Origin of the sequence: Cellulomonas algicola, assembly GCF_003851725.1 — a bacterium.
In the GTDB taxonomy this organism is placed as follows: domain Bacteria; phylum Actinomycetota; class Actinomycetes; order Actinomycetales; family Cellulomonadaceae; genus Cellulomonas; species Cellulomonas algicola.
Window position 1 is genome coordinate 1 of the sequence record NZ_BHYL01000348.1, and the last position, 5,814, is coordinate 5,814.

Sequence of the window (5,814 nt, forward strand, 5' to 3'; positions counted from 1 at the left end):
GGGGGGGGGGGGCCCCCGCCCCCCCCCCCACCCCGGTGAGAGGTGTCGGTCAGCCGACGCGGACGAGCTGCCACTGCTGGTTGGCGCCGTTCCAGCTCGAGTACTGGACGATGTTGGCGCCGTCGGCCGTCGACGCGCCCTGCACCTCGAGGGCCTTGCCGCTGAGGCGGCTGATCAGGGTCGCGTAGCCGTTGTTGATGGTGACGCGCCACTGCTGGTTGGAGCCGTTGTTGTCGGTCCACTGGACGATCGCGCCGCCGTCGGCGGTCGACTTGCCGGAGACGTCGAGGTTCTTGCCCGACAGCCGGGACTTGACCTCGTAGTAGCCCTCGCTGTTCAGCTGGAACTGCCACTGCTGCTGGTTGCCGTCGTTCCGGCTCCACTGCGTGATCCGAGCACCGTCGTTCGTCGCCAGGTTGTAGACGTCGAGCGCCTTGCCGCTGTTGCGGTTGACGAGCACGTACCAGGCGCCGGCCTCGATCGAGGAGCTGCCGCCGGGGTTCGGGTTCGGGTTGTTGGTGCCTGCGTTGAGGGCGTTGAGCACCGACGTGTACGCCGCCTTCTTGTTGCCCGACGAGTCGAACAGCAGCGGGTTCGCACCGGTGCGCCACGAGTCGGAGTCGCGCACGCCCCAGACGGTGATGCCGGTGCAGCGCGCGACCGCGAGGCAGGCGTTGGTCACCTGGGCGTACATGGTGGCCTGGTTGCCGCCCTGCTGGATGTCGAGCTCGGTGAGCTGGACGTCGACGCCCAGGTCGGAGAAGCGCTGCAGGTTCGCCTGGAAGTCACCGGGCAGGCTCGTGCCCAGGTGCGCCTGGAAGCCGACGCAGTCGATCGGCACGCCGCGCGACTTGAAGTCACGGACCATGTTGTAGACGGCGGTCGACTTCGCGTTGATGCCGTCGGTGTTGTAGTCGTTGTAGCAGAGCTTCGCGCCCGGGTCGGCGGAGCGGGCGGCGCGGAACGCGGCCTCGATCCAGTCGTTGCCGGTGCGCTGCAGGTTCGAGTCGCGACGGCTGCCGCGCCCGTCGTCGGCGAACGCCTCGTTGACGACGTCCCAGGCGTAGATCTTGCCCCGGTAGTACGACGCGACCTGCGTGACGTGGTTGAGGAGGGCGCTGCGCAGCGCGGAGCCCGACATGTTCTGCATCCACCCGGGCTGCTGGGCGTGCCACGCGAGGGTGTGCCCGCGGACGCGCTTGCCGTTGTTCAGCGCCCAGTTCACGATGCGGTCGCCGTTGGTGTAGTTGAAGCGGCCCTGCGACGGCTCCGTCGCGTCCATCTTCATCTCGTTCTCGGCGGTGATCATGTTGAACTCGCGGTTCGCGATGTTGAGGTACGTGCTGTCGCTCATCCGCCCCGCCGCGATCGCGGTGCCGTAGTACCGGCCCTTCTCCGCCGCCGACGCGCCGAGCGTCGACGCGGCCTGCGCCGGGTTCGCCACGGCGGCGAACGTCGTGAGCACCAGGCCGGTCGTGGCCGCCAGGGCTGCGACCCGTGGTCGCCATCCGTGGCGTCGGGTCTGGTGGATCGTGTGCATCGTCACTCGCTCTCTGCCGGGACGGCGCACCGGTGCGCCGTCGGACTGGGGCACGCCTCGTCAGGGCGTGGTGAGGTCGAAGCTGCGGACCGTGACGGCTCCGCCGAGGGCTCGGGTGGCGTAGTTGAAGATCCCGAACCGGTAGCCCATGAAGAACTCCCAGGAGTTGTTCAGGGTGAACGAGGGCCCGAGCGGGACGAAGCTGGTCCCGTCGGTGCTGTACGAGAACGTCGCCGTGCGGCCGGAGCCGGGGCGGATGTCGGCCTTGGCGCGCAGCCAGATCCGGCCGCCGCTGACGTTGGCGCCGGCGCGTTCGACGCCCGTGCCGGTGGTCGCCCACGAGCTGTTCATCGTGAGGCCGTCGGTCATCACGACGCGCGTCTGGCCGTTGTTCTTGACCACGCCGATCCACGCGGACGACTGCCGCAGCATCGCGAGCCCCGACCTGTCACCGTCGGCCATCTGGGAGTAGTCGAGCTCGATCGTCGCCGTCGAGGTCGGCCCCTGGATGCGGTGCGTCAGGGTGTTGCGCGCGTTGTACAGGTCGTTCGTGACGGTGGCCGTCTGGAGCCGCAGGCCGTTGTTCACGCTGAACCGGCTGGTGTCGGGGTTGTGGTTCCACTCCCACCGGTGCCCGAGCGTCGGGCCCGTGAACGTGTCGCGGCCGATCATCGACGCGACCGTCTTGGTCGTCGAGATCCGCGGCTTGTCGTACGTCTGGCCCCACCGGCCGTTGACCGTCTGCACCGACGGCCAGCCGTCAGCGCTCCACGTCAGCGGCGCGAGCGTCGGGACGCGGCCGCCCGGGTACGCGTCGGTGAACGCCATGTACCACCAGTCGCCCGCCTGCGTCTGGACGATGCCGCCCTGGTGCGGCACTCCCCCGCCCGAGATCGGGCCTGGCAGGTCGAGCAGCACCTGACGCATCTCGTACGGCCCGAACGGCGACGACGAGCGCAGCACGTACTGGCCGTTCGCCGGCCGCGTCAGCCAGATGTAGTAGTAGCCGTTGCGCTTGTAGAAGCGGGCGCCTTCGAGGGTCCCGACGCTCGACGGCGTCTGGAACACCTGCTGCGCGCGTACCTGCGCGGTGCCGTCCGCGTTGAGCTGCGCGACGCTGATCGTGCCGTTGCCGTACGCGACGTACATCGTGTTGTCCGTGTCGACCAGCAGGCCCGCGTCGTAGTAGCAGCCGTTGATCCGCGCCTTCTTGGTCCACGTCGCGTCGACCGCGGGCGCCGTGTACACGTACGTGCGGTTGAACTCGGTGCAGCCCAGCCAGTAGTACGTGCTGTTCGCGGGGCGGTAGGCCAGCGCGGACGCCCAGATGCCCTTGACGTACTTGCGGCCGCCGTTGAGGTCGTACCCGCTGTCGTCGAAGTCGAGCCGCGGCACCGAGTGGCCCGCGTACTCCCAGTTGACCAGGTCGTACGAGCGCAGGATCGGCGCGCCCGGCGAGTAGTGCATGGTCGACGCCGAGTAGTAGTAGGCGTCGCCGACGCGGATGATGTCGCCGTCGGCGAAGTCCTGCCAGACGACGGGGTTGGTGAACGTCCCTGACGGCGTCGGGGTCGGGGTGGGGTCCGGGTCCGTGCCGCCGACGCGGACGAGCTGCCACTGCTGGTTGGCGCCGTTCCAGTCGGAGTACTGGACGACGGCGGCACCGTCGGCGTTCGACGCGCCCTGGACCTCGACGGCCTTGCCGCTGTGCCGCGCGATGAGCTGGATGTACCCGTCGACGTCCTGGACGCTGAACTGCTGGTTGGTGGAGTTCGCGTCGGACCACTGGATGACGGCTGCGCCGTCGGCGGTCGAGCGGGCGTTGATGTCGAGCACCTTGCCCGACAGCTTCGACTTGAGCCGGTAGTAGCCGCCGCCCGAGTCGACGAACTGCCACTGCTGCTGCGCGCCGTCGTTGCGCGCCCACTGCACGATCTTCGCGCCGTCGGTCGTCGCGAGGTTGTACACGTCGAGCGCCTTGCCGCTGCCGCGGTTGACCAGCACGTACGACGCGCTCGTGTCGATCGACGCCGCCTCCGCCGGGGCCGACGCGGTCGCCGCGAACGCGGCCGTGACGGCCAGCGTCAGCACGAGCGCGCCGGCCCAGGTGCGTCGTCGGTGGGTTGCTGTCGTTCGGGTCGAACCGCTTCGCTCACGAAAGTCGACGTCGTCGTCGCTCATGGCCGTCTCCAGGTGCGGGTGTGAGGGCTCACGCGTCGCCGTGTGTTAGCGCTAACACGGCAGGACGCGGACACTCTGGCACGGAGCAGGGCAGAACCGACCGGGTGCGAAACGATTCGGAAGAGGGCAGTTCTTCACCGGTGAAGGGACCGGACCGTTTCGGGACGCGCGCGACCGCGTCGCCGCGTCGGGGAGGTGGCTGTGCGGACCGCGTCGAAGCGCTGCGCCACCCTCGTGCGAGGCGACGCGGCGGACGTGCCGGCTGATCACGCAGCGGCACGTCTACCGAGGATGTCGGGTCAGCTCACGCAGAGGCAGAACGGATGACCCGCCGGGTCGAGGAACACGCGGAACGTCTCCCCCGGCTGGTGCTCCGCCTTCGTCGCACCGAGCGCCAGCACCTCCGGCTCGGCGGCGTCGAGGTCCAGGACCATCACGTCGAGGTGCATCTGCTGCGGCACGTCCTGACCGGGCCACTGCGGAGGCGTGAACGGCTCGACCCGCTGGAACGAGATGCACTGGGTGCTCCCCTCGCGGATCTCCGCCCAGCCGTCGTCGCCGGACACCTCCCATCCCAGGAGCTCCCCGTAGAACCGCGCGAGCGCCGGCGGGTCGGGGCAGTCGATGACGAGACCGGGGTATCGGGCGATGGCCATGCACCGGACGCTACGCCGCGCCACCCACACGCTCGATTGCTGCGCTGGCGGGCTGCGCCGTCCCCCTAACGCTCGGGCCTGCCGTCTGACTCGGGGGTGATGGCTTGTCCACAGATTCGAGCCGACCCCACCGCCACCTGTCCGATTTCGGTAGTTTCGCGCCCATGCTTCGACGACGAACTGCGCAGGGGGCGTTCGCCATCGCACTGCTGACCCTTGGTCCAGCCCTGGCAGCATGTGCCCTCGACGACGATCCTGCCCCGCCGACACCGACCGCGGACGGCCGCGAGACGTCCGCTTCCACATCTTCTGTCGACCCGGTCGTCCGGCCCATTCCTGACGCCGCCATGACGTCACCTGACGAGGCCGGAGCCGCAGCCGCTGCCGAGTACTTCGTGCAGCTCTACGACTACTCGTTCGCTTCGGGCAACCTCGAGCCATGGAACGGCTTGGCGAGCGAGACGTGTGACTTCTGCCGAGACATCGCGGCCGACGTGGCAGAGATCGGTCAGAGCGGGAACCGCACGCTGAACGAGCCGACGTCGATCGTCACGTCCAGGGTCTGGATGATCGAGCCGGCGAAGTGGTTCGGAGCGGACCTGATCGTCCGAGAGGCCCCTTCCACTCAGGTCGACGCGACCGGGGCGACCGTGGCGACCGACGACGGCGGTGAGTTCCGTCTGGCGCTGGCGCTGAGCTGGGCTGACGGGTGGAAAGTAGACGAGGTGGACGTCCTCGATCCTGACGAAGCCCCGAAGTGGTGAACGGACTCGTCGCCCCGGCTCTTGTCGTTCTCACCGCCCTGACGCTCGGCTCGCCGGCTCCCACACCTGCGGCACCGCCAAAGCAGGGACTGGCGGGCCACCGGGCCAATGCAGCAGGCGGCGAGGTGTTCGAGCTGTGGGGCAGCGAGGCGCGAGAAGCGGCGGCCCGAGCGCGGGCGCAGTACGTGGACGGCGCTCCGACTCGTCAACCGGAGTTCCGGCGGGCGGCCGCGTGTCGCGAGGCGGCGGGTCGGTGGGTGATGGGCAACGAAGACGGCTCGTGCCCGACCGGCATCGACGAGGCGATGACGATCGACTGCCAGGGTGAGCAGTTCCAACAGCCACTGTGGCGCAGGCTGCCTGCTGGTGCCGCGGACTGGACCCCGTGGCAGCAGATCGACGCAGGCGGGTGCGGCGAGGTGCTTCCCGTGTTCACCGTCGAGGACTTCCGGCGGCTGCCGTTGGCGCCGCCCGTGTTGATCCTGCAGCCGGATCGGGGGTGGGTGCTGGTCAACAAGGAGACGATCGTCCGGACGGAGCGCGTCGAGCAGACGTTCCAGACGAACCTCGCCGGGTACGACGTCGAGGTCGTCGCGAGCCCTGAGCGGTTCCACTACGACTTCGGCGACGGCACCGACCTCTGGACCCGGTCGGCCGGTCACCCCTACCCCGA

5 protein-coding genes are annotated in these 5,814 nt (G+C 69.3%); 2 read left to right on the forward strand and 3 right to left on the reverse strand.

The features are described 5' to 3' along the window. Positions 1–49 precede the first annotated feature (49 nt). The 3 genes from CTKZ_RS18660 to CTKZ_RS18670 form a co-directional block, all read right to left on the reverse strand. Entirely contained in the window at positions 50–1,540 is a 1,491-nt protein-coding gene (locus tag CTKZ_RS18660; protein WP_124344330.1) for a glycoside hydrolase family 10 protein, read from the reverse strand. Positions 1,541–1,600: 60 nt separating this feature from the next. Further along, positions 1,601–3,631, reverse strand: a complete 2,031-nt coding sequence (locus CTKZ_RS18665) for a family 43 glycosylhydrolase (protein WP_307720322.1) — start codon at positions 3,629–3,631, stop codon at positions 1,601–1,603. 389 nt (positions 3,632–4,020) lie between these two features. Next, entirely contained in the window at positions 4,021–4,377 is a 357-nt protein-coding gene (locus tag CTKZ_RS18670) for a VOC family protein (RefSeq protein ID WP_124344332.1), read from the reverse strand. 164 nt (positions 4,378–4,541) lie between these two features. On the opposite strand from CTKZ_RS18670, the gene CTKZ_RS18675 reads away from it, so the two are divergent. Both CTKZ_RS18675 and CTKZ_RS18680 read left to right on the forward strand, forming a co-directional pair. Beyond that, complete coding sequence (locus tag CTKZ_RS18675; protein WP_124344333.1) at positions 4,542–5,141, forward strand: DUF6318 family protein; 600 nt, start codon at positions 4,542–4,544, stop codon at positions 5,139–5,141. Between the two features lie 260 nt (positions 5,142–5,401). After that, positions 5,402–5,814, forward strand: a 413-nt coding sequence (locus CTKZ_RS18680) for a hypothetical protein (RefSeq protein WP_124344334.1), incomplete at its 3' end; no start/stop codon positions are given.